Source organism: Streptomyces platensis (assembly GCF_008704855.1).
GTDB classification, from domain to species: domain Bacteria; phylum Actinomycetota; class Actinomycetes; order Streptomycetales; family Streptomycetaceae; genus Streptomyces; species Streptomyces platensis.
Genome location: NZ_CP023691.1, coordinates 4,251,422 through 4,275,579 on the forward strand (window position 1 = coordinate 4,251,422; position 24,158 = coordinate 4,275,579).

General features: G+C 68.9%; 25 protein-coding genes, 1 tRNA gene and 2 pseudogenes. 12 read left to right on the forward strand and 16 right to left on the reverse strand.

Translation table 11 applies throughout. The annotated features are described in order from the left end of the window. The first annotated feature begins 146 nt into the window (after window positions 1–146). The 3 genes from CP981_RS18725 (at window position 147) to CP981_RS18735 (ending at window position 3,143) form a co-directional block, all read left to right on the forward strand. Window positions 147–1,466 carry an FG-GAP repeat domain-containing protein gene (locus CP981_RS18725; RefSeq protein ID WP_085925542.1) on the forward strand — a complete coding sequence of 440 codons (1,320 nt, stop codon included), beginning with the start codon at window positions 147–149 and terminating at the stop codon, window positions 1,464–1,466. Between the two features lie 72 nt (window positions 1,467–1,538). Further along, complete coding sequence (locus tag CP981_RS18730) at window positions 1,539–2,102, forward strand: GNAT family N-acetyltransferase (RefSeq protein WP_085925541.1); 564 nt, start codon at window positions 1,539–1,541, stop codon at window positions 2,100–2,102. A 99-nt stretch (window positions 2,103–2,201) separates the two neighbouring features. After that, a complete protein-coding gene (locus CP981_RS18735) occupies window positions 2,202–3,143 on the forward strand; it encodes a Yip1 family protein (protein ID WP_085925540.1) in 942 nt (313 codons plus the stop codon). Window positions 3,144–3,329: 186 nt separating this feature from the next. Here the strand turns inward: CP981_RS18735 and CP981_RS18740 are convergent, their stop codons facing one another. The 3 genes from CP981_RS18740 to dcd form a co-directional block, all read right to left on the reverse strand. Then, complete coding sequence (locus tag CP981_RS18740) at window positions 3,330–4,805, reverse strand: ricin-type beta-trefoil lectin domain protein (RefSeq protein ID WP_085925587.1); 1,476 nt, start codon at window positions 4,803–4,805, stop codon at window positions 3,330–3,332. Between the two features lie 276 nt (window positions 4,806–5,081). Continuing rightward, window positions 5,082–5,579, reverse strand: a complete 498-nt coding sequence (locus tag CP981_RS18745; protein WP_085925539.1) for a phosphoribosyltransferase — start codon at window positions 5,577–5,579, stop codon at window positions 5,082–5,084. Between the two features lie 84 nt (window positions 5,580–5,663). After that, window positions 5,664–6,239, reverse strand: a complete 576-nt coding sequence (gene dcd / locus CP981_RS18750; protein ID WP_085925586.1) for a dCTP deaminase — start codon at window positions 6,237–6,239, stop codon at window positions 5,664–5,666. Between the two features lie 623 nt (window positions 6,240–6,862). Here dcd and CP981_RS18755 point away from each other — a divergent pair. Further along, window positions 6,863–6,936: transfer RNA gene (locus CP981_RS18755), tRNA-Gly, on the forward strand. Between the two features lie 63 nt (window positions 6,937–6,999). On the opposite strand, the gene CP981_RS37760 is transcribed toward CP981_RS18755, so the two are convergent. Beyond that, entirely contained in the window at window positions 7,000–7,353 is a 354-nt protein-coding gene (locus tag CP981_RS37760; protein WP_158092658.1) for a helix-turn-helix domain-containing protein, read from the reverse strand. Between the two features lie 489 nt (window positions 7,354–7,842). Between CP981_RS37760 and CP981_RS18765 the strand changes: the two genes are divergently transcribed. Further along, window positions 7,843–9,243, forward strand: coding sequence for an isopeptide-forming domain-containing fimbrial protein (locus tag CP981_RS18765; RefSeq protein WP_208852950.1), 1,401 nt, complete (start codon window positions 7,843–7,845; stop codon window positions 9,241–9,243). Between the two features lie 523 nt (window positions 9,244–9,766). Here the strand turns inward: CP981_RS18765 and CP981_RS18770 are convergent. Continuing rightward, the gene (locus tag CP981_RS18770; RefSeq protein ID WP_244329695.1) at window positions 9,767–11,137 is read right to left on the reverse strand and encodes a serine hydrolase domain-containing protein; all 1,371 of its coding nucleotides are present in this window, start codon (window positions 11,135–11,137) and stop codon (window positions 9,767–9,769) included. 766 nt (window positions 11,138–11,903) lie between these two features. Further along, window positions 11,904–12,025: pseudogene (locus CP981_RS38665) on the reverse strand (tyrosine-type recombinase/integrase); the annotation flags it as partial. Between the two features lie 130 nt (window positions 12,026–12,155). Between CP981_RS38665 and CP981_RS37765 the strand changes: the two are divergent. Next, window positions 12,156–12,413 (forward strand): hypothetical protein, encoded by a 258-nt coding sequence (locus CP981_RS37765; protein ID WP_158092657.1) that lies wholly within the window; start codon window positions 12,156–12,158, stop codon window positions 12,411–12,413. Between the two features lie 87 nt (window positions 12,414–12,500). Here CP981_RS37765 and CP981_RS18785 read toward each other — a convergent pair whose 3' ends face one another. The 4 genes from CP981_RS18785 to CP981_RS18800 form a co-directional block, all read right to left on the reverse strand. After that, window positions 12,501–14,726, reverse strand: a complete 2,226-nt coding sequence (locus CP981_RS18785; protein WP_085925536.1) for a hypothetical protein — start codon at window positions 14,724–14,726, stop codon at window positions 12,501–12,503. Then, window positions 14,723–15,421, reverse strand: a complete 699-nt coding sequence (locus tag CP981_RS18790) for an ABC transporter ATP-binding protein (RefSeq protein ID WP_085925535.1) — start codon at window positions 15,419–15,421, stop codon at window positions 14,723–14,725. The genes CP981_RS18785 and CP981_RS18790 overlap by 4 nt, the downstream gene beginning before the upstream one ends. Before the next feature lie 721 nt (window positions 15,422–16,142). Further along, window positions 16,143–16,760 carry a hypothetical protein gene (locus CP981_RS18795; RefSeq protein ID WP_085925534.1) on the reverse strand — a complete coding sequence of 206 codons (618 nt, stop codon included), beginning with the start codon at window positions 16,758–16,760 and terminating at the stop codon, window positions 16,143–16,145. Window positions 16,761–16,763: 3 nt separating this feature from the next. Then, entirely contained in the window at window positions 16,764–17,372 is a 609-nt protein-coding gene (locus CP981_RS18800; RefSeq protein ID WP_085925533.1) for an iron transporter, read from the reverse strand. 250 nt (window positions 17,373–17,622) lie between these two features. On the opposite strand from CP981_RS18800, the gene CP981_RS18805 reads away from it, so the two are divergent. The 3 genes from CP981_RS18805 (at window position 17,623) to CP981_RS18815 (ending at window position 19,181) form a co-directional block, all read left to right on the forward strand. Next, window positions 17,623–18,039: a cupredoxin domain-containing protein gene (locus CP981_RS18805; protein WP_244329696.1), complete on the forward strand. Its 417-nt coding sequence runs from the start codon at window positions 17,623–17,625 to the stop codon at window positions 18,037–18,039. Between the two features lie 197 nt (window positions 18,040–18,236). Next, complete coding sequence (locus CP981_RS18810; protein WP_085925532.1) at window positions 18,237–18,443, forward strand: hypothetical protein; 207 nt, start codon at window positions 18,237–18,239, stop codon at window positions 18,441–18,443. A 75-nt stretch (window positions 18,444–18,518) separates the two neighbouring features. Then, on the forward strand, window positions 18,519–19,181 hold the full coding sequence (locus tag CP981_RS18815) for a hypothetical protein (protein ID WP_085925531.1): 663 nt from the start codon (window positions 18,519–18,521) through the stop codon (window positions 19,179–19,181). A 32-nt stretch (window positions 19,182–19,213) separates the two neighbouring features. On the opposite strand, the gene CP981_RS18820 is transcribed toward CP981_RS18815, so the two are convergent. The 5 genes and pseudogenes from CP981_RS18820 to CP981_RS39390 form a co-directional block, all read right to left on the reverse strand. Continuing rightward, window positions 19,214–19,606, reverse strand: coding sequence for an ArsC/Spx/MgsR family protein (locus CP981_RS18820; RefSeq protein ID WP_085925530.1), 393 nt, complete (start codon window positions 19,604–19,606; stop codon window positions 19,214–19,216). A 53-nt stretch (window positions 19,607–19,659) separates the two neighbouring features. Continuing rightward, entirely contained in the window at window positions 19,660–20,310 is a 651-nt protein-coding gene (gene folE, locus CP981_RS18825) for a GTP cyclohydrolase I FolE (protein WP_085925529.1), read from the reverse strand. 1 nt (window position 20,311) lies between these two features. After that, window positions 20,312–20,746, reverse strand: a complete 435-nt coding sequence (locus tag CP981_RS18830; RefSeq protein WP_085925528.1) for a hypothetical protein — start codon at window positions 20,744–20,746, stop codon at window positions 20,312–20,314. A gap of 70 nt (window positions 20,747–20,816) precedes the next feature. Beyond that, on the reverse strand, window positions 20,817–21,209 hold the full coding sequence (locus tag CP981_RS18835) for a DUF2231 domain-containing protein (protein WP_244329697.1): 393 nt from the start codon (window positions 21,207–21,209) through the stop codon (window positions 20,817–20,819). 34 nt (window positions 21,210–21,243) lie between these two features. Next, window positions 21,244–21,360: pseudogene (locus CP981_RS39390) on the reverse strand (DUF2231 domain-containing protein); the annotation flags it as partial. A gap of 130 nt (window positions 21,361–21,490) precedes the next feature. Here CP981_RS39390 and CP981_RS18840 point away from each other — a divergent pair. From CP981_RS18840 to CP981_RS18850, 3 genes are all read left to right on the forward strand, one after another. Beyond that, a complete protein-coding gene (locus CP981_RS18840) occupies window positions 21,491–22,213 on the forward strand; it encodes a helix-turn-helix transcriptional regulator (protein WP_085925527.1) in 723 nt (240 codons plus the stop codon). 143 nt (window positions 22,214–22,356) lie between these two features. After that, complete coding sequence (locus tag CP981_RS18845; RefSeq protein ID WP_085925526.1) at window positions 22,357–22,704, forward strand: PadR family transcriptional regulator; 348 nt, start codon at window positions 22,357–22,359, stop codon at window positions 22,702–22,704. Beyond that, window positions 22,701–23,417 (forward strand): hypothetical protein, encoded by a 717-nt coding sequence (locus CP981_RS18850; protein ID WP_085925525.1) that lies wholly within the window; start codon window positions 22,701–22,703, stop codon window positions 23,415–23,417. Before CP981_RS18845 ends, CP981_RS18850 begins: the two co-directional genes overlap by 4 nt. A gap of 58 nt (window positions 23,418–23,475) precedes the next feature. On the opposite strand, the gene CP981_RS18855 is transcribed toward CP981_RS18850, so the two are convergent. Next, a complete protein-coding gene (locus CP981_RS18855) occupies window positions 23,476–23,892 on the reverse strand; it encodes a hypothetical protein (RefSeq protein ID WP_425282214.1) in 417 nt (138 codons plus the stop codon). Window positions 23,893–24,158: the final 266 nt, after the last annotated feature.

Below are 24,158 nucleotides of genomic sequence, written 5' to 3' on the forward strand. Positions count from 1 at the left end.
GACCGGCGGCCGGTCCCCTCGCAGGGGCCGGCCGCCGGCGTTGTCCACAGGCTGTGCGTGGACGTTGCGGGGCGGCGGGCGACCGGGAAGCATCGGAAGCTGCGATGGACGACGACAACAGGGTTACGGGTGGGGTGGGGGACGGCATGGGACGACGGATCGCCGCGACGGCGGGGCTGGGGCTGGCCCTCCTGCTCAGCTCCTGCGGGCTGCTCTCCCCTTCGGGCGACGCGCGTCCCGCCGCGCCGCACCGCGCCTCCACGCTGCCGCGGGCGCGCCCCGTGCCGGCCGGCCACGGCAGCCGGACCGCCCAGGACTTCAACGGCGACGGCCACCCCGATCTCGTCCTCGACAGCCTGCTCGCGCGGGCCGGCGGCCATGACGACGACCCGGGAATCGGCATCGTCTACGGCTCCGCGCGCGGACTCGCCCCGGCCACACGGGAGTTGCTCACCCCGGCCCGCCATGCCGCCCCCACAGCGGGCACCGTCCCCGCGTCCTTCGACGCCGAGACGGCTTGTGACCTCGACCGGGACGGCTTCAGCGATCTGGTCGTCACCACCGACCCGCCGTACGACGGCGTCGGCCGCCCGCCCGTCCCCGTCCAGCTCCTCTTCGGCTCACCGCACGGCCTCGGCGCCGCCCGCGCCGTGAAGCTCCGTATCCCGGACCGGGCGAGATTCGGCAACGAATGGCCCGACCAGCCGGTCTGCGGCGATTTCGACGGCGACGGCGCACCCGACCTGGCCGTCACCGCCTCCGGCCCCCGGATCAGCTATCTGCGCGGCCCGTTCACCCGCAGCGGTGCCCCCAAGGCGGCCGGCGCACCCGTCGACATCCCCGGGACCGCCCTCGCGCCGACCGCACCCCTGTCGTCGTCCGACCTCGACGGCAACGGCGCCGACGACCTCCTCGTACGGGCCGCCGACCCCGGCCGCCGGGCCCGCGGCCGGCTCGCCCTCGGCGGCCCCCGGGGCCCGGTCCGCGCGGGCCGGGGCGCCTACCCGCCCGGCTACGCCACGGTCTTCGGCCGCTTCACCAGGGGCGCCCGTGCGGTGACCTCCGTCACCGCCGACACCGATGGTCTGCTCTCCGTCGGCGGCCGCCCCGGCAGCATCCGTACCGGCACGGGCGGAATACCCACCCTCGCCGCCGGTGATGTGGACCACGACGGAAATCTGGATCTCGTCGTGGCCGGCAGCCGCCCCGCCCTGCTGAGCGGCACCGCGAACGGACTGTCCACGACCGCCCGCCGCCTGCCCGTGCCCCGCCTGCCCGGTTCGGGACGCCCGCACTCCACGGTCCTCGCCCTCACCGACTTCGACGGCGATCACCGCGCCGACCTCGTCCTGCTCACCCGGCGCGACGGCACCCACGACAAGGTGACGGTCCTGCCCGGCGGTCCGTCAGGACTCGCCGCGCGGCCCGCCTCCTCCTTCACCACGGCGGATTTCAGGGCTCCCTGACGGCCCGCCAGTTGTTTGTGGCCGGTGGCTAATACACTTGTCCCGGCGCGGACCGCATCCGAGCATGACGCCATGAACACAGACACGGGCAGGGCCACGGCCGACGATCCGAGCGCGTTCGCACGCCCCGCCGCACGCGAGACGCCGCCCGCCCCGCCCGTCAGGGTCCGGCTCGCCCTCCCCACCGATGCCCCCGCGATCGCCGCCGTCCACCAGGCATCACGGCAGGCCACCATGCCCTACCTGCCGCCCCAGCGCCGTACCCACGAGGAGGTCACCCGCTGGATACGGGAGATCGTGCTGCCGCAGAGTCACACCCTCGTCGCCGTCCGTGGCACGGAGCTCCTCGGCTATGCGTCCCTCCAGGGGGAACTGCTCGAACAGCTCTATCTCCGTCCCGATGTCCGGCGCGCGGGCATCGGCTCCCTTCTCCTCGCCGAGGTGCGACGGCACCGCCCCGACGGCCTGTACCTGCATGTCTTTCAACTCAACACCGGTGCAAGGGCGTTCTACGCCCACCACGGTTTCCGGGTCGTGGCCGTCAACGACGGCAGCGCCAACATGGAGAACCTGCCGGACCTCACCCTCCGCTGGACCCCGGCTCCCGGCCCCGTACCCCCTCGGGGCACCCCCTAGGGGATGTCACAGGTCGGCAGCAAAGCGGGGCCCGATCCCCCGGCTCCGCCACCCGATCCACGCGGACCAGGTACTTTCGAGTACGTGGCTGGATTCAGGATGGGTCGCGGACGGGATGCCCGCCCCGCGCAGAACGGACAGCAGGGACAGCAGGGGCAGCAGGCTCCGTACGGGCAGCAAGGGCCGTACGGGCAGCAGCCCCCCTCGCCCCCTGGGCAATGGCAGCAGGCACCGCAGCAGTTCGGCGGCGGGCCGCAGGGGCAGCCGCAGCCGCACGGGCAGCACGGCGAGCCCGAGTACTTCGGCGACGGCGGCTACCAACCCCAGCAGTCCTACGCACCGTATTCGAACGACAACAACCCTGGTCACACCCAGCAGTTCAGCGTCGGTGACGCCCCGGACGCCTACGGTGCGCCCGCCGGCCGGTACGACGGCGGCTCCGACGAGTACGGGGCGGGCGACACCTACCGCGCCGGCCAGACCAGCGCGCCCCCGGCCGGCCCCCGGCTGCACTGGAAGCAGCTGCTGCCCGGCATCGTGCTGCGCCCCGACGCCACGTTCTGGCAGATGCGGGACCACCAGGTCTGGGGCCCGGCGCTGATCGTCACCTTCATCTACGGCCTGCTCGCGGTCTTCGGCTTCGACAAGGCCCGCGAGGACGTGCTCAACTCCACGCTCTCCAACAGCATCATCTGGCTGCTGATCACCGCTGTGATGTTCATCATCGGCAGCCTGATCCTGGGCGCGGTCACCCACACCATGGCCCGCCAGCTGGGCGGTGACGGCGCCTGGCAGCCGACCATCGGCCTGGCCATGCTGATCATGACGATCTCGGATGCGCCGCGGCTGCTGTTCGCGATGTTCCTCGGCGGCGACAGCACCCTGGTCCAGGTCCTGGGCTGGCTGACCTGGCTCGCCACCGGCTATCTGCTCACCTCCATGGTCAGCAAGTCGCACGATCTTCCGTGGCCCAAGGCGCTCGGCTCCGCCGCGATCCAGCTGGTCGCGCTGCTCGCCCTGGTGAAGCTCGGCACGCTGTAGGACCACACCGGCCACAGCAAGGGGCCCGCCCCGGAGCACTCGGCTCCGGAGCGGGCCCCTTGCCGTACGGAGGGTTCTCCCCCGGCCGTCCGGCGCACCCCTCGGGCTTCCGTCGCACCGCCCGCTCAGCCGCACCGCCCGAGCCCGCAGGCGAACCGCCCGGGCCTCAGCCGCACGGCTCACCCCTCAGGCGAACCGCTGCCCGGCCGACCCGTCGCAGCTCTGCAACCGCAGCGGCTCCTTGGCCCCGGCCAGGGTCAGGCACAGCGACGGCACGGCGGCCGGCCGGAGGGTGCCGCCGTCGGCCCGTACGAACCGCTGGTTACCGGCGCCGGAGCAGTTCCACAGCACCAGCCCGGCCCCGGCCGCATACCGCCCGCCCGGCACGTCCAGACACCGGTCCTGGGTCAGCTCCACATGCAGCGACCGCTGCTCCGGGTCGTACCACCAGCCCTGGTTGCGCTGACCATGACAGTCCCAGCCGCCGACCACCGTGCCATTACGGCTGGCGCCCCCGGTCGCATCCACACAGCTCCCCGTCCCGGCGTTCTTCAGCGGCCGGTACGCGTCGTCCCAGGCTTCCGGGTACAGCTTCGGCTGCCCGGTGCTCGCCGGGTCGGCACAGGCCGCCTCGCGCAGCCCGGCCGCGTACAGCTGGGTCAGACAGGACGCGAACGCGCCGTGCCCGCGGGCGTTCGGGTGGAAGGACTGCCGCACCGAATTCGAGTTCGGCGGGAAGGGATTGGTGAGGTTCACATACAGCCCGCGGGCCCAGGTGTCCTCCATGCAGACCTCGTGCCCGTGGAACAGCCGCGAGGCGTCCAGATAGGTCGCGCCGCTGTCCCGCGCGGCCTTCCGCACCCCCTTCTCGAACGCCGGCACGGCGGCATTGCGCCCCCAGCCCGCATCGGAGGTGTAGCCCGTGCAGCCGCCCGGCAGCTTCCCCGGATACCGCGGGTTGTCCTCCACATCCGGCCCGATCGGGCTCGGATACGACATCACCACGAGCCGGTAGTCGCCGTCGGCGTACCCCGCGTCCCGCATCACGGTCCGCAGATCACCGACCGTCCGCTCGACCTTCGGCACAAGCCCGTCGACCCGCGCCTGCCAGCCCGGCTGGTACTTCGGCTCGCAGGTCCCCTGGAACAGGAACCACCGGGTGACGCAGTCCGTCATCACCGGCCCGAATTGGAGATCGTCATTGGCGCCGGCCACCAGGAGCACCATCTTCAGCCGGGTGTTACGGGCCGCGATGGCGAGACTGTCGCTCTGCACCAGCTCATCGGCGTACTGCTTGCTGCCGCCGAGCACGATGTTGCCGCTGCCCGCACCCGAGCAGGCGGCGTTGTACGTGACCTCCGCGCCGATCCCGGTCCGGTGGATCGCCGCGTCCGGCGACCGGTGGCACCAGTTGTCCGGCCCGTCCGTCCCCGGCTCGTACGTCCCGACGCCCTCGCCCGAGATCTCGCTGTCCCCCAGTGAGATCAACGAGGTCTTGCGCTCCCCGAGGGGCCGCATGCCCGGATCCCCGTAGAGCCGGTCCGCCTCCCGCGCCCGGATCTTCTCCAGCCCGTCCGACAGCGGCTTGGCGGCCGTGGCACCGTCGGCACCCGCGGCCCCGGGCGCAGCGCTCGCCCCACCCACCGCCACGGTGCACACCATGCTCAAGGCCGCCGCCGAGGTCACCACGACAGCCCTCAGCCGCCGCCCACCCCCCGCACGCGCCCCGTAACCCGCACTCCGCCCGCCTAACGCCCCTCGCCCACGTCTCACACGCACCATGAGGCCTCCCCTCCGGTCTCCAGTTACCGCGGGTTCTACTCGGAGGTAGGCAACGGCGGAACACCCGGAACGCGATTGGCCGAAAGCGACACAACAAAAAGCCGGCCGACCGCCAACTCCCTTACGGGGAAAGGCGATCGGCCGGCCGGGGCCACCTCAGGCGTCGAGCACCTGCCCCGCGCGCCGCACCACCGGGGGCTCGACGCTCCACGGGAAGTTGATCCACTCGTCCGTGCGCTTCCACACGTACTCGCACTTCACCAGCGAGTGCGGCTTCTCATAGATCACCGCGCTGCGGACCTCCGCCACCGTCCCCTGGCAGAAGTCGTGCACCAGCTTCAGCGTCTTGCCGGTGTCCGCGACATCGTCCGCGATCAGGACCTTCTTCTCGGAGAAGTCGATCGCGTTCGGCACCGGCGCCAGCATGACCGGCATCTCCAGGGTGGTGCCCACCCCGGTGTAGAACTCCACATTCACCAGGTGGATGTTCTTGCAGTCCAGCGCGTACGCCAGCCCCCCGGCGACGAACACCCCGCCACGGGCGATCGACAGCACGACATCGGGCTCGTACCCGTCATCCGCGATCGTCTGCGCCAGCTCACGGATCGCCCCGCCGAACCGCTCGTACGTCAGGTTCTCCCGCACGTCACTCACGTATCTCTCTCAGACCTTCTGTGTCCACACCCTCTGCCGCGCGCCCGCCCTGTGGAGCGCGCCGCCCACACCGCCGCGGCTGTGTCATACCTGCGTGCGGTGGAAGTTCTTGAACGACCGGGACGGCGTCGGACCGCGCTGCCCCTGGTAGCGGGAGCCGTACTTCTCACTGCCGTACGGGTGCTCGGTCGGCGAGGTCAGCCGGAACATGCACAGCTGCCCGATCTTCATGCCCGGCCACAGCTTGATCGGCAGCGTGGCGACATTGCTCAGCTCCAGCGTCACATGGCCGCTGAACCCCGGGTCGATGAAACCGGCGGTCGAATGCGTCAGCAGCCCCAGCCGCCCCAGCGAGCTCTTCCCCTCGAGCCGGGACGCGAGATCATCGGGCAGCGTGATGACCTCGTACGTCGAGGCGAGCACGAACTCACCCGGGTGCAGGATGAACGCCTCTTCGCCCTCGGGCACGACCTCACGGGTCAGGTCCTGCTGCTCGACGGCGGGGTCGATGTGCGGGTAGCGGTGGTTCTCGAACACCCGGAAGTAGCGGTCGAGGCGTACGTCGATGCTGGACGGCTGCACCATCGACTCTTCGTAGGGGTCGATGCGCACCCGGCCGGCATCGATCTCGGCCCGGATGTCCTTGTCTGAGAGAAGCACGCAGACGAGGATACGCGCCCGCACGACGAGGGCCCGGCCCCCCACCAGGGAAGCCGGGCCTCGCCCACTTCTCGTCTGCTGCCGGCCACTGCCTCTCACCCGAGGCGGACCGCCGCTCTCAGCGAAGCACCGCGGCCTTCTTGACCACTACGGCACTCCCCTTGATCGCTATCGCTCTTCCTTGCTCGCTACTCACTACCGCTTCGCGTGCTCGACGGGCACCGAGTGCCTCAGCCGAGCACAGCGCGGGCAGCGCAACAGCCGTCCGGGACCGAGCCGGTCGGTGGTCTGCATCGGGAACGAAGCGGTGCTGAACACGTGGCCCTCGGCACAACGTACGACGGTGCGCTCCATCAAGTCCCTCTCCCAACTGCGTGGACAACAAAAGCCACATTAGGGGATGAACTGGGCGCTCTCACACGCGGCACTCCGACGCCCAACCGTACGCCCCAACTCCCGCACCCCGCACCCGCATCCCACCCCCGACACCACGGGCTCACACCCCGCCCGGCACCCCCACCGAACACCCGCCGCACGGCATCCGGGCACGCCAAATGCACCGCGGGGCGGCGATGGGGTAGAGTGTGCGACGATGTTCCGCTCTCGATCCGAGGCGGGATTACGCGGGTGTAGTTTAATGGTAGAACATGAGCTTCCCAAGCTCAGAGCGCGGGTTCGATTCCCGTCACCCGCTCCAAAAACTCAGGCCCAGCTCAGGGGTGCAACCCCCAAGCTGGGCCTTCGTGTTGTCCAGACCGATTCAGGCGCCGCGCACCACCTCCGCCCCACCTGACCCCCCGTTGGGCTGCTCAGCGCCCTTCACCCGAGCGGCCCGCACCATCTGATCGAGCCCTCCGGCAACCTCCCACTGCCTTTCAAGAACCGGCGCCGGCCCGGGCGGCGCAGCAGCGAGAAGGTCGGACAGGGAGATATCCAAGGCATCAGAGATCTGACGGAGTACATCCAGGCTGTTGACCGGGATGACGTCCCGCTCGACCTGAGACACCCAGCTCTCCGACCGGTCGATCAGCGCGGCCAGGTCCCGCTGCGGCCATCCCTTGCGCCTGCGCGCCTTGGCGATCGTCTTACCGAGTGCGAGTTCACTTCCCGCCACTGGGCACGCCCCCGAAGTCCCGTATCCGCATCGAGTGAGCACACAACGTTACTGGCGCAAGGGGACCAGCTGTAGAGGACAGGGCAGCGAGAGCAGGCCAACTCTTGGATGCCTCACCTTTCGCTGCATCGCGACGTCAGTTCCTCCGTGGCTTCCGACGCTGTGCCATGAGCGTCAACTTCACTGGTAAGCGTTTCACCCTTGTCGGCGGCAAAGGAGAGGGGTCAGTGGGGGCTTTCGGTCACGACAGGCGCGGGTGGGAGGGAGCCGGGAGGCGGGTGTGGCGAGAGCACTGCGCCGAGATCGGTACGGGTGACCGCGTGGCGAGCGTTCTCCGGTGCCGGGCCCGGCAATCCTGTCGCGCCGGGTTGACCGATCCTCACCACCCGTCGCTTTACGTGTTCATGTGCATACGTTGTGCTGCTCGCGGTCTCCGCCTACCTGCCCGGTCGGCGGTGCACTCCCACAGCGTCAACTTCGAGGGGAAACATGGCCACACCTCCTGCTCCGCTCCGGGTCGCCCTGGTCAACGGCAGCTTCGAACAGCCCACCGTGACAGGCGTGGAGATCCTGCCGGACGCCTCACAGACGCAGACGTCCAAGTGGGTCCCGGGCTGGCTCACCACCGCCTCCGACCACAAGATCGAGCTGTGGCAGTCGGGCTTCAACGGTGTGCCGTCAGCCGACGGCGCCCAGTTCGCGGAGCTCAACGCGAATGAGGTCTCCACGCTCTATCAGGACCTGCCGACCACGCCCGGCACGAAGCTGTACTGGCGGCTGTACCACCGTGGCCGCCTGGGGGACGACACCATGGCGCTGGACATCGGCGCGCCGGGCACCACGATGGAGCAGAAGCGCTTCACCGACGGCACCACCGCCTGGGGCTACTACACAGGAACCTATACCGTCCCGGCGGGCCAGACACTGACTCGCTTCGCCTTCCGGTCCATCTCCGCCGCCGGCGGCAACCGCGGCATCGGCAACTTCCTCGACGGCATCTTCTTCGGCACCGCCCCTTATGTAGTGCTCGACAAGACCGCGATTCCTGCGGGGCCGCTGGACGTGGGCGACGTCGTCACCTACCGCATCACCGCCAAGAACGAGGGCGGCGGCGCTGCCGAGAAGCTCGTCCTGTCCGACGCCATCCCGGCAGGCACCACGTACCTGCCCGGTTCCCTGCGCATCGTCGACGGTCCGAATACCGGCGCGAAAACCGATGCGCAAGGCGACGACCAGGCGTCCTACGACGCCCAAGCCAATACAGTCACCTTCCAACTCGGCAACGGCGCCACCGGCTCGGCAGGCGGCAGCCTGCCGAACACCGAGACCCTGCCGACAGGAACCACGGTGGAATACCGGGTCACCATCGACCGGGCCAGCGGCGGCAAGCAGATCAGCAACACCGCGGCCGCCTCCTACGAGAACCAGCTCGGCGATACACCGGAGCCATTGACGTCCACGTCCAACGAGCAGATCACGCAGGTCAAGCCGGCCGCCGACCTGACCGTGACGAAGTCGGCCGACGAGACCACCGTCACCGTCGGACAGACCGTGACCTACCGGGTCACCGTGCACAACGCCGGTCCGAATCAGGCCACCGGCGTCACCGTCACCGACCAGCTCCCGGACGGCCTCACCTTCCTGTCCGCCGACGCCACGTCCGGAAGCTACGACCCGGCTACCGGCCAGTGGGCCGTGGGTGACTTGGCTGCGGGCGCCACGGCCACCCTCGTGCTCCGGGCCAAGGCCACCACGGCCGGCCTGATCAGCAACACCGCCACAGCCACCAGCAACGAAAAGGACCCCGACCCCACCAACAACACCGACACCGTTGCCGTATGCGTCGAACCGGCACCGTCCTGCTGCGACCCCTGCTCCCCCCGGAAGTAGCCCAGGCATCGCCGCACGGGCTCCCGTCGGCCGCGAAATGAAGGGATGCATGCACCCGCAAGCCGACGCCGGGAGCCCCTGACCAAAGATCACGGCGCACCTCTCGCGTGGCGGCGGCATCAGATGCGGGTGGGGCACCTACGACAGCCGTGCCCCACTCGTGCCCTCCCGACCGGACAACAACGGTCTCCCAGGGTGCAACAGGAAGCCATCCAAAGCCCCAGGAAATCGACTTCCCGCAGGTCAGGAGCACATCGTCCGCCCAGCCCCCGTTGATTCCCAAGCTCAGAGCGCGGGTTCGATTCCCGTCACCCGCTCCAAAGACGAAGGCCCGGGTCGGAGACCCGGGCCTCTTGTCGTCCCGCGTTAGGCGCGCCTCGGCCGCGGGCAGCACGAAGCCGCTCAGGAGCAGCCGATGTCTCCGGAGCACGTTTGACCGCGCCCCGCGGCGCCCGCCCGGGCTGCCGCCTGCCGTACCCCAACCCCCGTATGAGGTACGGCAGTCAGCGGGATGTCGCCGGGGTCAGCGGCCCGGCAACACCAGAGCCCGCGGCTGGGTGAGCGGGACGGGCTGCTCCGCGAGAGTCTTCGGTGCGGGTGCAGCCGGGGGCGCGGACGGTCCCGGTTTGGTGCCCGGCCGGGCGGGCGCATCGTTGTCGCACATCGCCTTCGCCTGGAAGGCTCCGATCGCGGCGTCGATCGGCCCCGGCTTGACGTGCCCCGTCGCGTCGACCTGCTGGTACTTGGCGCGGTTGAACCCGATCGTCATCTGGCGCTTGCCGTCGGGCGTCGAGTACGTCACCGTCTCGGCGCCCCATACCGAGCCGGTGTGTCCCCAGAAGCGCCCGCACACGGTGTCGATCGCGCCGATGCCGAGGCCGTAGTGCATCAGCACATCGCCCTTTTCGTCCTTGGCCTCGACGGTGGTCTGCATCTGGCGGAGTTCGGCGGGGGCGAGCAGCTTGCCGGTCAGCAGCACCCGGTAGAAGTCGTTCACGTCCTCCATTGTCGCGACCAGCGCCCCGGCGGTGCCGGCCCAGGACAGGTCGTACGTGCTGTAGTCGCGGGCCGGGCTGATCAGCCCGTAGAAGGATTCGTACATCTTGGAGTGCGGCCCGGATATCCGTGCGGAGGCCGGGAAGTAGGTGTGCTTCAGCCCGGCCTTACGGATGACGTTGCGGGTGATGTACTCCTGAGGATTCTCGCCGGTGACCTTCTGCAGCAGCATCCCCGCGATGACGTAATTGGTGTTGGCGTAGGACCACTTCTCGCCGGGCTTGCCCGTGGGTGCCGCCTGCAGGCCGAAGCGGACCAGTTCCTCGGGGTCGAAGTGCCGGTAACGGTTGGCGTCGATGCTCTCGGTGCTCCCTTTGAGGAGGGAGGGAAAGGCGCCAGGTATGTAATCGGCGATGCCGCTCGTGTGGTTGAGCAGCATGCGGACGGTGATCTGCCGGCCGCGTTCACCGGGGACGAGGTCGGGGAGGTAGCGGGCGATGGGGGCGTCCAGATCGATCCGGCCCGCGCCGACCTGCTGTAGTACGGCGACGGAGGTGAACGCCTTGGTGATGCTGCCCACGCGCTGCCGCATCTGGGGCCCGACCGGACGGTTGGTGGCGATGTCGGCGACACCGGCCGCGCCCCGCCATTCGTCCCGGCCCTCCCGGACGGCCGCGTAACTGCCGTACATACCTGCTGTGTGCAGCGCCGCCAGCTTCTTGTCCAGTGCCTTGTGGTCGAGATGGCCCGGGTGGGCCGTCGTTCCCGCGGCGTGGGCGCCGGGCGCGGGGGCGGTTGCGGCCCGTGCGGGCACCGCCGCTGCCGTCAGCGAGAGCAGAACGGCCGTGGCGGTAGCGGCGACCCGGGTACGACGGCGGACCGGGCGGGGCAAGGGCATGGAGTCTCCCGTGACAACTTCCTGCACTGCGGTCGATCACATAAAGCGATCTTGGTCGCCTTGATTCTCTCGACCGGCTGCCGTCCCCGCCGTCCTCCCGCAGAACGACCCGTCTCATCAACACTGATGACATTTGTCAGGCTTCTACGAGGCCGAAGTGTGCATGCCTTCAGGGCGATTGCCGAACATGCGACTGCCGATCCGTGTCGCCAGAAATGTGACTGCCGAATAGCGTGTTCGGGAATCGTGTGTCCGCAGTGCGCGTGTGTCGAACCGTGCTCGGTCCGCCGCCACGCCCTGGTGCCGGCCTGCGGCGTCACCCACCCCGGGGCGAGGCCATCCTTCCGGCACTGGAGTTCGCCCACGTTGAGTTGTACGTACCCTCTCCGGTCCGAGGCTGGCTGGTGGTGCAAGCTTGCCTGCGACTGCGCACTTCGGTACGTGATCATCGTGGCAACGGCGCGGCCATATCCTCGGGCTCCGGTTCAGCGCCGTTCGACGGGAGACTCTTCGAAGACAGTCCGCGCGTTTTTCCCCTCCCCCCGCACACCGGACCGCGAGCCGCCCTCCGTCATCGCCCGTCAGAAGCGGGGTTTCACAGTCTCGGACCAGCACGACCGAAACTCGGGCGCTTCAGGGGCCCTCTTAGCCTGCGAAAGCCCCCTGATTCCCAAGCTCAGAGCGCGGGTTCGATTCCCGTCACCCGCTCCAAAGTTGAGGCCCAGGTCAGCGACCTGGGCCTTGGTTGTTGTCTGGACCGCGCTCAGCGCTCGGCCCGCCAGGTGCGCACACCGGGCGGCGTGATCTCGTCAGGTTCATGTCGAAGACGGGCAGGATGTGCGGCCGCAGGAGCCTGCGGTACAGCTCCTCCGCGGTCGCCGAAAGGCCCGCTCCTCAACCTTTCGCAGCAGCCTGACCGAAATGCAGGCGAGCGCATTCACCGTCGAGCGGCAGTGACAGGACCGCCGGTCGGCACACGGTCGCTTCCTCAAGCCTGCTGCGGTCCGAGGACGATCCCTTGAACGCCGGCAGCAGCGTCGCGGAAGTGGCCGACCGTTGCTGCCGCGGTGAGTACGTCGTCGACGCGGCTCTGTTCGGTACGCAGGCGGAGCTCGATCGGGAGAAGCGCCAGGAGAGCCAGGGCCACGTTGCCGCCTCATCCCGCCACATGCTGTGCTCGCGCGTGATGCCCCACAGCCCGAGAGCGAGCGAGAGAACAGCCGGAACGGCGAAGATGGATATGCGGCTGTGCCGCATATCGACCGCACGACTCTGAGGACGTGGCTGATCGGGCGTGGACAGTTGACTGTCCGCGGTCACAGCCTGTCTTTGCTTGTCCGGCCTCCCTTGCGCCTGCTGCCCGTTACTCGCCATGCGGACGCCACAGCGACGATTGATGCTGCGCTGCACGGGCACCCCACCACCACGTCAGTACGGCGAGCACCGCAAGGGCTCCGGCTGTCGCCGTGAGCATCCCGTTGGAAAGCTCCACACCGTTGGCTGCGCTTACCTGAGGCACGGCCAGCCAGGACGCCACGATCACACTCGTGACGATCGTCGCGAGCAGCGGGACGAGCAACGCCCACATGGCCGTGGAGTAGTAGATCCTCCGTTCACCCATGAGCACGCTCAGGGGCGCGACCATGCGGCTGAACCGCAGGAATTCGGCGAGGTTGGCGAGGACGATGGCGAGGGCGACGATCAGTACGCCGGGCAACCCGAAGAAGATGACCCAGCGGCCATGGGCAACTGAATTATTGGCGCCCACCAGCCATGAACCACCTGGCGATTCGACGGTGACCGCAGCCAGCGGCAAGGCGTCCCTCAAGAGCTGGTTGATCTGCGCTTCAGGAAGGTTCTTGCCGTCAGAAGAGGCCAGCACGACGGTCCGCGGAGCGCTGTCCATCCTGGCCGGCAGCACAGCCCCCTGCCGTACCGCGAGTCGATCGCTGTCGGGGCTGGTCCAGCGGATGGCTTCGGTGATCCGTGGGTCGGCGCTGTTCACGGCGGCGGTAGTGGGCTCCCGTGAGCAGCTGAGTTTCACAGCCCGCAGGGCCTGACAAGACCCCTGAAACCGAACGGTGGCACCAGAGGCTGACCCCGCAGGCGGATACAGAGCAATCATTTGCGTTCCCTGCGGGAGGCGATGGAGAACAGAATTCAACTGCTGCCGTGCCAAGCTCTCGGAATCAATGTGCATGAGCAGCATGCTGTTTCCGACCCGGTTCACAGCGTCTTGTGCAGCCCTCGCACTCGCGCCGAACTGAGAGTTTTTCAGCTGCACTTGACTCACCAGTACCACCACAATGCCGACCCCGGCGACCAGACGAGCAACTACTCCCGGGTGTGCGGCGGCGTGGCGGCCGGCAATAAGAGCGCCCGCACTTCCGGTGCGCCGCGATGAACGGGCCAGCCGAGCACCGAGAGCCGCGGCGCCGACTGCGACCGCGCACGGCAAGGTCGCCAGAGCAGCCACCACACCGCCGTTGTACAGCTTCATTCTGAGATCGGAATACTGCGCAGGGTCCAGCTGAGCCGGCCCCCAGACGGTGGCAATCACCAGCAGTGGGCAGGCAAGAGCAGCCCAACGCACCATCTGCCCCGTGTGGGCGGCAAGCCGCGTGGCACGTACCCTCCGGCGCCGTCCCGTGCGGTGCAATGCGCACACAAGCAGGAGCAGGGCAACGGCAGCGATGCATCCCGCCATGGGGAATGCCCACCACCAGCGTTGCAGATCAGCTGACGAAACAAAGTAGTTGATCCAGGGAAGCCGGAGGTTCCCTGCGGCCGTCATGCACAGGCCCGGGAGCGTCCCCAGTGCCGCGCCGATGAGAATCGGCGCGGCCGACTCCCCGACATTGAGCAATACCCGATGCCGCCGGCCACCGCCCAGAGCACTCACCAGCGCCGTGCGTTTGTCGCGTCCTGTCGATCCCATGCGTGTAGCGATGACAGCGAGAGCTCCAGCAGGCAGCAGGATCAGGTAAAGGGCTGTCAGGAACTTCCCTTCGTCGGAGATGAAGAGCGGATCGCCGGTCCGCATCCCTTTCTCCGCGCCGAATCCGACGATGGAAAGTGCTGCCTTCTTGTCCAACTGCTGGTCGGTGGGATTGACGTAGCCATACCGTTCCCCCGGACTGGCCAGCCCCTCGTCACGAATCGTTCCGACCAACTTGCCATACCGGTCCACTGCTCCCTCTGAGCCAAGAGCCCGCACGAGGCCCGGAGACAGCAACGCTTCGCCCGGAGCCGGCCACCGATCAACACCTGGGGGGAGCGGCATGTTCTTGGTCAGCGGGCGAAGATAGATCAGGCTGAATTGCCGGCCCTGCATCTCGTCGAAGTCGTTCTTGCCCAACGCCACTGGGTGGCGGTCAGGGAAGGCATCCTTGAACTGCAAGGCCCGGCTCGCCGAGCGGCGCTCGATACCTTCGTACGTGGCGTGGACCGCAATCATCGACGTCAGGCCAAGTGCCAGTACTGCGGTGGCCAGCAGCAGGGCAACCGCTCGGACATGACCGCCACCAGCCCGCAGTCCCGAGGCCCACCCCATACGCAGAAGCTGCCGGGACAGCGAGGGCTCCCTCATGACAGAACTCCCGGAACACGCTGCACGAGCGTGGCGTCCTTGAGTTCCCAGCAATGGTCTGCCCGGTCGGCCACCTCGGCATCATGAGTGACCACGACCAGGGCACAGCCACGGCGTTCGGGTACCGTGAACAGCACGTCGGCAACGCTGTCGCGGGTGGCGGCATCAAGTGCCCCGGTCGGCTCGTCGGCCAGCAGTACGGCCGGTTCATTGATCAGAGCTCGCGCGACCGCGGTGCGCTGCCGCTCTCCGCCGGAGAGCCGGCTGGTAGGCACTCCCTGGTACGGCACAGCGAGTTCGTTCAGCAGTTCCTCGGCGCGCTGGTACGCCTGATGGGACCCGGTCCCGCCCAGTAGAGCCGCCAACGCGACGTTCTCCACCGGGGTCAGTTCAGGTAACAGCTCCCCGAACTGGAATACCACTCCCATGTGCCTGCTGCGATGCCGCTCCAACGTCCGTTGTCGCATCTTGACGATGTCTGAACCGGCTACCTGCACCGATCCCGCCGACGGTCGGATCAGCCCCAGAACGCAGCCGAGCAGCGTGCTCTTGCCACTCCCGCTTGGCCCCACCACCGCGGCCGACTCCCCTGCGGACACCCGTAGGTCCACACCGTCGAGCAGCACGCGGTCAGCGATCTCGTACCGAAGACCTTTTACTGCCAGCATCGGATCGTCCGTTGCTGTGCCGTCCATTGCCTGCCCCCTGGAGAATTCCTCGCCAGGCAATAACCCGGCACGACAAGGAGGAGGGGCGGCGGAATCCGCCGCCCCTCCTGCGTTTTGATCCTTAACTCCTGTATCGGGGCGGCTGGGCGTTCAAGCCACCCGATACTGCGTCAGCCGCGGTTGAACTTGCTGCATTCGTCGTCGTTGTCCGGCACCCAGTTGCAGGTGCGGAGCGACGTGCCCCTGCCCCCGTGACCGCTGTAAACAGTGCTCTGGTGCAACCCCTCCCTGGATGAACGTTCCAGCACTGCCGCCGGAACGCTCCCTTGCACGCGCCAGAACGTACAAACCTCACCCGCAAGCGATCAAGCGTTCGGACCGGGGGGCGACCGGAACTTTTCGTCGCACTTCGGGTGGCACGTGACTATCAAGACTGATCTAGGGCGACAGATAGGCATGCTCCGGACAAGGCGCCCAAAGGAAGGGATTGGCTGATTTTGTCGGCAAGAGACTTGGCCAGTAGGCCATCAGGTGCGACTGCGGGTGTCCCGGCAGCAGGTGTGGCGAGTTCGACGGATCAGACTTCGCCACGTGGTGATCACTGCGGCCAGGTGATGAGGAACTCCGCGTAGGCCGGGGGATGTTCGGTGCCCTCCTGGCCGCGCCCAGTTGCCACCCACAGACGCCCCAGGCACCATGGCTCGCAGCACGCAGCATCCCACTACGCCCCCCACCCCCGGCCGACCGTTCAGGACTGGCTGTTGAGGTAGCCGATCAGGGTGGCGCCCCACCAGCCGAGCTGGCTCACCGTGGCGGCGGTGCCTGATTGGAGGCGGAGGGCGCGGGGCACCGAGGCGGTGACGCAATGGGCGAGGCGTTGTGCGAGCCGGTGGGCGTAGAGGCCGTTGAGGGTGATGGTCAGGACGAGGCCGAGTTTGAGCAGGGTCAGGGGGGAGGCCAGGTCCGGGCGGAGGAACAGGCCGGTGACCACCAAGCCGGACAGTCCGAGCCAGATCGGGACCTGGAGTGTGCAGGCGGTGCGCAGGACGTCGGGCAGGGGGCGCCGGCCGAGCATCCACAGCAGGGCGAACCAGTCGACGGCGAGTACGGAGCCCAGCCCGACGACGAGTGCCACGAGATGCAGGAAGCGGGCGGCCATCTGGAGCGGCGGGTCGGCGTGCAGGTGACCGGCCACCCAGCAGGCGGCCGCCAGGGCGGCGGTGCTCAGGACGGCCAGGGCGGCGAGCGCCCACAGCGGTGTCGGCGGCTTCTCGCGGACCGCGGCGTCGTCAGGCGCGGCCCACCGCGGCACCCCGACGGGCTGGGGAGCCGTGGCAGCCGTCGGCCCGTCGGAGATCGGTGCCATGGGTCAGCTCGCCGCCTTGAGTTCCACGTTGCGGAACGTGGCGGTGGTCTTCTCGCTGAGCGCGGGCTGCTCGCCACTGGCGCCGTGCCGCAGGAAGGTCGGCGGCTGGAGCGTGACGCGCAGGGTGTACTTGCCGGCCTGGGGGATGGAGAAGTTGTTGGCGTAGTGGAAGAACTCGGCGTAGTAGAAGTTCAGGTCCTGCGCCTGGACGGCCTTACCCTTGCTGTCGACGACCTCCAGGCGGATCGGCACGTCAGGGACGATCCGGCCGGTCTTCGCCTCCCTCGGGATGATCTCGATGTGGTGGGTCTCGCCCTTGGCCGGGGCACGGCTGACCAGCTTCCCGTGCCCACCGTGCGCGGAGTGGAACCAGGGCTCGGCCGCCTCGACGACGTAGCCGATGCGGTACGCGCCGGCGCGGGCCTCACCGCCGTTCGCCGCGATCTCCGCCTTCAGCACGGTGTACTGGTGCGCCACCCCGGCCGGTGCGGTCTCCTTCGCCTGGCCCTTGGCGGGGCTGTGGCCGGAATCGGCGCCACCGCAGGCAGTGAGGGCGAGGGCGAGCGGGACGGCCCGAGAGAGCGAACGCAGCGGGGTACGGAACCCGGGCATGGCCGAAAACCTTCGATCGGAAGTAAGGTGAGGCGAACCTAAGTGGCCGCCGTGTGCCCGTCAAGCCGTCTCTCGATACGGATATATATCGCATAACGGGCAGCGTGGGGACATCGCCCCTGCTCCAGCGGTAGTTGAAATGCCATCAGTGGGCGCTGAGGTTCAGTGCCATGGTCAATATCTGGACAGGCAGGCGCTCTGCCCACTGCACCGCGCCCGCTTCGTTCCCCGTCTCGCACCAGGAGCCGTCATGCCCTCTCGCCTGACCCGGACCGCCACCATGACCCTCCTCACTATGAGCCCGCTCGCCCTGCTGGCCGCCTGCGCGGGGAAGAGCGGCAGCGGCGGCAGCGGCGCGAAGTCGGGAGCCATCAGGGTCCAGGCCACGGATGACACCTGCAAGCTGTCCCGTACATCCGCACCGGCGGGGCCCGTCTCCTTCAAGGTCGTCAACGAGGGCAGCAGGATCACCGAGTTCTACCTCTACGCCCCGGACGGCAAGGTGGCCGGCGAGGTCGAGGGCATCGGCCCCGGCACGTCCCGCACCATGACCGTGAAGACCGACAAGGCGGGCTCCTACGCCACGGCCTGCAAGCCCGGCATGGTCGGCAACGGCATCCGGGGCGACTTCACCGTGACGGGGAAGAAGGAGCAGCGGCACAGCTGACCGCGCCTTCCACAGCGGTCACGGCCAGGATGGCCACCCCCCACAGGAGTCACCCTGGCCGTGATCGCGTCGTAGGGCGATCGCGCGCCCGTATGCGGTTCTGCGTCGCGGGACGCCGTAGCGTTACCCGGCCGAGCGATACGTCCGATAGGTGGGGCCCTGTGTGCAACGTCCAGTGGGGCCGGCCAAAGGTCCGGATGCCCTCCACGCCGGAGAGCGAAGGGGCCGCCTTAAGCTTTGCGCTTCAACTGCTCCCCGCCGTCGCCGCGCTGGCCGGCTTCGCCATCCCCGGTGCCTACGCGGGCGAGAGCCAGGGGGAGGTCGAGATAAGCAATGTCGTCCTCGACGGCGGCAAGGACTTCGTGGTCGACACCTACGACAAGACCGTATTAGCCGTCTGTTAGTGGAACGCCAATTCGATCTTGGAAGCTGATGATCGTCCGGGAGCAGGACGAGAGAACACAGCTACAGGAGATCCGATGAGCACCGCCACCTTCACCCAGCGCTTCCGCGGCCGCGCCGGCCGCCGCCTCGCCACCGCCATCGTCGCCGCGGCGGCGCTGGGCCTGGGGGCCACGGCCTGCGGAGAAGACACCGGGGCGGCGGGCGCCGGGGGTTCCTCGGACTCTTCGGCCGCGTCCGGCGCACAGCACGCGCCGGACTCGGCCCGGCCCACGAACGGATCCTCCTCGGACAACTCCGGCTCGCAGGGTCAGAAGGGCTCGCAGGGCCCGTCCGGCTCGCAGGGTCAGAACGGCTCGCAGGGTCAGAACGGCGGCAAGTCCGCCAAGAGCGGTGGCGGGTCCGGCTCCGGCGGGGGCGGCGTCGCCCACGCGGGCAACCGCCGCACGATCGTCGGCACGCTGGAGTACCTCGCGCCCGGCAAGCTGATCGTCAAGCCCCAGGGCGGCGGCACGGACCAGGCATTCTTCGTCGCCAACGCCACCACGGTCCTCGGCGCGGCCGCGATCTGCTCCGATGACGCGGGCAGCGTGTCCATCGGCGGGGACGGCTACGGCACGTCGAAGTGCACCGTGGAACAGCTGGAGAAGGCCGCGAAGACCGGCAGCGTGACCGTCCGCGTCACCATGGACACCAAGTCCGGCGCCGCCGAGACGGTCGAGGAGAAGTACCACCCGTAGCCACCCGTAACCGTCCGTAAGCCTCTTCGTGGCTACTGCTCCGCGGCGGTGCTGAGGGTGTCCCGGTGCTGGGGCAGAACGGACCGCACCGACTCCGGGGACCGGCCCAGTACGGTCGTCCCGTCGTCGGCGGTGATGATCGGCCGCTGGATCAACGCGGGGTGGGCGGCCAGCGTCTCGATCCACCGGGTGCGGTCCGCCGCTTCGCGCGGCCAGGTCGCCAGGGCCAGTTCGGCGGCAATCGGTTCGCCGAGGCGGGTGATGTCCCACGGCTCCAGGGCCAGGCGCCGCAGGACCGCGTCGAGTTCGTCCGCCGTCGGCGGCTCTTCCAGGTAGTGCCGCACCGTGTACTGCGCGTCTTCGGCGTCGAGCAGCGAGAGCGCCGAACGGCACTTGGAACAGGCGGGGTTGATCCAGATTTCCATGGGGTGGGTGTCTTTCGGTTCTGTCCGGCGAAGCGGTGCCCCGCCGGGTGAGGTCAGGTGAGGCCGGCCAGGGCCAGGAATTCGCCGCGCGAGCGTGCGTCGTTGCGCAGGGTTCCCAGGAGGGTGGAGGTCAGGGTGCTGGAGCCGGTGGCCTGCACGCCGCGCAGGGTCATACAGCTGTGTTCGGCTTCGATGACGACGCCCACGCCCTTGGGCTCCAGTTGGGTCTGGAGCCAGTCGGCGACCTGTTTGGTGAGGCGTTCCTGGACTTGCGGACGGCAGGCGAAGTGCTCGACGACGCGGGCGAGTTTCGACAGGCCGAGGATGCGCCGGCCGGGCAGGTAGCCGACGTGGGCGGTGCCGACGAACGGCAGCAGATGGTGTTCGCACACCGAGCGCACGGGGATGCTGCGGGCCAGGACGAGCTCGTCATAGCCCTCGTCGTTGGGGAAGGTCGTCAGGTCGAACGGGCGGGGGCTGAACAGTTCGGCGTAGGCGCGGGCCATCCGCCCCGGCGTTCCCCGCAAGCTCTCGGTTTCGGTGCTGATGCCGAGTGCGTGCAGGAACTGTCCGGCGGCGCGTTCGGCGGCGGCCAGGTCGACGGCGTCGGTTTCCTGGACCACGCGCAGCGCGGGCTGTGCGGGTGCGGGTATGCCGGAGTCGCCGGGCGCCAGGTGCAGGGCGGTGTGGGGATGCTGGGTCATGTCAGCTGCCACCGATCTTGAGGGCGGTGAGCAGGACCAGGACCACGGTGACGACGGCGAAGAGGCCGTGGCCTGCGACCACCGGTACGGGGAAGTACCGCTCGGCGGGCTCGGGCTGCTGCCCCGCGGCTGCTCCGGTGGCCGCGGTGGTACGGGCCCGGTGGACCGGGAGCCAGCGCGCCAGCATCGTGAAGCCGAGCAGGGCGACGGGCACCAGGAGACCGAAGGCGGTCCAGGCCAGGGCGGCCTTTTCTGTGAGCACGTAGCCGATCCAGACGACCAGGCCGACCGCGGCGAGCGCGAAGTGCCCGAAGAGGACGGGGACCGGCAGGCGGCTGTGGCCGGCCTTGGCTCCGCCGCGGGAGAGCCAGCTGCCGAGCATGTAGAAGCCGCCGAGAGCGGTGATCACCCAGGCGATCAGTGCGGCGATGTCCATGAGGACTCCTTGTGGTGAAGGGCGAACCCACCGCGGCCGCGACTGCGCGCGACCACGCTGGTGAAGGTGATCAGCCGGTTGGGTCCGGCGGGCGGTGGGTGGCGACGAAGCCCTCGGCCTGGGTGCTCTCGTCGGCGACCCGCACGCCGTAGCGGTAGGCGAGCTTTCCGCCCAGGTAGCCGGAGACGCCCAGGGCCGCGAGGCTCACCGCGTTCAGCGCGAGCATTCCGCCTCCGACGCCGGCATCGTGCCGGTGACCGGCGTCCCGCCACCGGAAATTGGCCGCGTAGGCGGCGGTGACCAGCAGGTTCAGCGTCATATGGACGAGGCCGACGCGGAACGCCCGGGTTCCCGGCGGAATGGCGAACAGGTCCAGGAAGCCGACCAGGGCCGCGGCCAGTGCGCCGAGCACCCCGAGCGCGATCAGCCACCTCGCCCCCCCGGACCAGGAAGTCCGGATCACGTACGAGACGCGAGGCGATGTCGAAGACCAGGCTGCCCACCCATGCCCCGATCGGAACGGTGACCAGGATCGGGTGGAAGGGGTGCCCGTACGGTCCGGCCAGCGCGGCACTCACCGGCCGCTTGGCCTGCTCAGGCGACGGATCCACCATGACGACCACCTCCAGTTTCACCAACAAATCTTGGTCTTATTCATCGGAGCCGTCAAGGTGCCCAGCTCGGCACCGCCTCGCACGGAGGTTCGCTGGTTGCACCTATCGGTGTACGCGTTACCGTGGAGCGGTGACCTCTGACGCAACGCCGCAGGCTCCCGCAGGTGACGCCGCGATCGAATCCGTCAGCGTCCTCGGCGAGGACTCCCGGCGGCAGATGTTCGCGTTCATCCGGCGCCAGCGCCGCCCCGTGACCCGGGACGAGGCAGCCGCCAGCGTGGGCATCTCGCGCAAGCTCGCGGCCTTCCACCTCGACAAGCTCGTCGACGCCGGCCTGCTGCGCGCCCGGTACGGATCACCCGGCGGGATCCGGAAGGTCGGCCGTCAGCCCAAGGTCTACGAACCCACCGACAGTCATATCCACGTCAGCATCCCCGACCGCCGTCACGAACTGCTGGCGGACCTCCTGATGGAGGCCGTCCTGACCGAGGACGACGGCGAATCCGCGACCCACGCAGCCCTGCGCACCGCCGGCCGGCGCGGCCGCGAACTGGGCGAGAGCGAGCGGAAAGAGACCCGTCCCGGCCGGCTCGGCGCGGAACGCGGACTGAGCGTCTGCGAGCGGATGCTCGACCAGCACGGCTTCGAGCCCGTCCGTGAGACCCCCACCCAACTCCGGCTGCACAACTGCCCGTTCCACCCGCTGGCGGCCAAGGCCCCCGACCTGGTGTGCGGCATGAATCACGCCTTCATCACCGGCTACCTGGAGGGCCTGGAGGTCAGCAGCGTGGAGGCGACGCTCGCCCCGCGCCCCGGGGAGTGCTGCGTCCAGCTGGGCCCGGCCAAGGGGTGAGGGCTCAGCCCTGATCGGGTTGCCTCGCCGCCCGCCGAACAGCGCACCTGGAGTCCCGCACCCTCGTGTGCCCCCGTCGCACCGCACTACCTTGCACCGCACTACCCTGTAGTGCATGACTCTTGCTGTGTAAGGTACTGGCCATGGAAGAGACGTCCTCCCCCCGCGCCCAGTGGCTGCGAGGGGTGCTGGATATGTGCCTGCTGGCCCTGATGGCGGAGGCCCCGGTCTACGGCTACGAGATGACCGTCCGGCTCGCCAAGGCCGGGCTCGATGTCGCGGACGGTTCGATCTACCCGGCGCTGGCGCGCTTGCGCAAACGCGAGCTGGTCACGGTCGAACGCCGCAGCGGGGGCGGGGGCCCGGCCCGTACCTACTACATGCCCAGCGAAGCGGGGATGCGGATGCTCCGGTCGTCGAGACGCGACTGGGGCGAATTCGCGACGAGCATCCACACCATCATCGGCCCACCTGCGCGGGAGGAATCATGACACTGACCGTCGACGACGCGATACACACGGCCACGGAGACCTGGCGCCGCCTCGGCGTCGAACGGGCGGCGGCCGAGGAGATGGCCGAGGAGCTGGCCGCGGATCTGACTGCCGCCTCGTCGGACGGCCGGTCGGTCGCCGACTACATGGGCGGGGACGTCGAGGCGCTGGCCACCTCCTGGGCGGACGAACGCGGCCTGGTGCCGGTGCGCCCGCATCTGAAGGAGACCGCCGTCGCGGCGGCCCAGGGCGCCGTGCTGCCCGCCCTTGCCGCCCTCGCCTTTTGGTTCGTGAACGTGTCCCACCTCCTGGACCCCAGCAGCGAATCCATGACGACCACGCTCGACGGGCATGTGGTGCGGGAGATACGTCATTTCCCCAATCCCGGCGTTCCTTTGATGTGGGTGGGCTTGCCCATATGCGTGGTTGCCGCCTTCTTCTTGATCCGGCGTGCCGTGCGCGGGACGCTCCAGTACCACCACGCCCCCGCGATCGAAGCGACCATGCGGAACCTGACCAAGGCGCTTCCCGCCATTCTCGCGGCAGCGGCCGTACTGGCCGTCGCGATCTGTTACTTCGGGGACCGCGTGATCGGGACCTACCAGATCTTGTTCATCGCCCCCATGGCGCCGGCCGCGATGATCGGCACCGCCGCAGCCGGCGCCGCCTGGGTCCGGGACCGCACCTGCCCGCCGGTGACCGCCGGCAGTTGAACCCCGTCGCTCAGGGGACACGGGGCGGGCTGCGCCCCCTGAGCTCGGCCAGGCACCGTCAGAGGCGTCGCAGCCAGGCGGCTGCGCCATGGCCGACGGCCAGGTAAATCAGCGCGGGGAGGCCGTAGTTGAAGAAGACCCGCAGCCCTTCCGTGTCCATCATGAAGATGTCCTGCGACCAGCCGGCGAGCCAGTCGGCCATACCGTGCACGAAGTCGACGAAGACATTCGCGTGATTGGCTTCGAGCAGATACAGCAGGATCCACAGCCCGAGAAATCCCGCGGCGATATCCGCGAGGCTGTGAATGATCAAAGCGAGTCGATCCGCTCCGACACCTCTCCGGTTTCCTCGCCCACTTCCCCTGCTGGCTTGGGGGGCCGGCGGCGGAACGGCGTTGTACGGATCCGCGGGGGCGGGAGGGTACGGCGAAGGTGAATTGCTGGGATACGGAGCGTGCGCCCCGGCATTCGGCAGCGGAGCCGTATCACCAGCCTCCGGCGGGTGTGATCCACCGCGGTAGGGAGAGTGCGAACTGGGGCCGTATGGACGGTTTTGCGGTGCGCCGTCATTGAGGTAACTCACGGTGCCGCGCATTTCCCGCCGGCCGATTCTGAAACTCCCTTCACGGCTATTTCACATCGTTGTTCTTGGCCCGCCACTTCGCAGTCGGCAGGCCGATGACACGGGCGGCCCGACTGGGGGCCGCCCGCGCCACGCACGGCGATTTGAAGCGGGGGGAC